Raw genomic sequence first — 1,342 nt, forward strand, 5'->3', positions numbered from 1 at the left:
WTHATTTGTTGTTTAATTATCATTACCTCCTTTTAGGAGTTGTTTTATTTCAAATAAAAAACAACCCTTTAATAAGGGTTGTTTTTTCCTACTTCATCCTTTATTCTACAAAAATAAAAGAATAATTGAGCCAGTACAATATGTAGCATTAATATGACCACTTGGGAAAGCATATTCTCATGGGGTTTTAAATGTTGGCATATTAACATTACTAAATAAGCCAATTGGTGGTTTCCACCAAGGATATTGTCATTCTGAGGGAATATTATTAAGATAACCGTTACCTAAGTTATATCCAAAATGAAAACCCGATTTAAGATAAGCAGTTAAGAATTCAGAATGGGCATCAATTAAATCACCAAAAATAGCATTATAATAATAGATTCGATGTGTTGCACCTTTTAAAATCACAATAATAATATATGTACTAATTAAAAAACTTAATCCTTTAGTTGCTTTTATTCATGTCTGTTCTGTTAACAAACGGTTAGTTTTAACTAACCGATAGCGAACATAATAAAGACCAATTCCTAATAAGAATGATTGGTAAAGAAAAACTAAAATAGCATTTGTTAATTTATACTTATAATTATCAAATAGAAGATAGTCAATTCCAGGTCCAAAGCCTTCGTCAAGACTTGGAATTAAGGCTAAATTAACAATATTACCAATAAGTCATGCTCCTATGGATAGAAAATAATAGATTACAGTAATCCAATAATTTTTTATAAATTTTTGCTTTTCTTGTTTTATTTTAAGCAAAAACCATGTTTCTAATAATATTGTTAGATAAATGATAATTACAATAACGATTTCAGTATTTCCTAATTGATCATAAAAACGGACTCAATATTTAACAAATTCATTTGATAAAGGTTTTGCAAGTTCAACAGCAATTTGGTAGTCAATTTGATATCATCCCGTTGCAATAAGAACTCCTAAACTAATAAGAGAAATTATAAAAAAATAAATATTTCATTTTTTTAATAAAAAAGATGTTATTTTTTTGTTGCATATAGTTTCCTCGTTTTTTCTTTCATTGTTGTTAATTAAATAGGAATTTAGTAAAAAATATAGGCTTTTTTCTTTTTAATTATATGTTAAAAAATAAAATTTTAATTTTAATTTTAAAACTTTTCACGGTATAATTACTTAGAACATGTTATTAATAATTAAAATGATAATTATAATTACTTTAATTATTGGTTTACAATAGGGTTTTTAATTAAATATAACGAAAGATATAATAGACTTCTTGCATAACCTATTAAAATAATTGTAAATATTTTTAAAAAGATACTAATAGCAAATTATAATTTTAATTAATTATGTCTTTTATTTA

The 1,342-nt window shown here is 23.8% G+C and carries 1 protein-coding gene; it reads right to left on the reverse strand.

Annotated features, from left to right (window positions below; translation table 4 throughout):
* Positions 1–105: 105 nt before the first annotated feature.
* Positions 106–762, reverse strand: a complete 657-nt coding sequence (locus EHV01_RS05640; RefSeq protein ID WP_422066606.1) for a hypothetical protein — start codon at positions 760–762, stop codon at positions 106–108.
* Positions 763–1,342: the final 580 nt, after the last annotated feature.

Origin of the sequence: Spiroplasma sp. hy2, from assembly GCF_044714365.1 — a bacterium.
GTDB lineage: Bacteria > Bacillota_I > Bacilli_A > Mycoplasmatales > Mycoplasmataceae > Spiroplasma > Spiroplasma phoeniceum.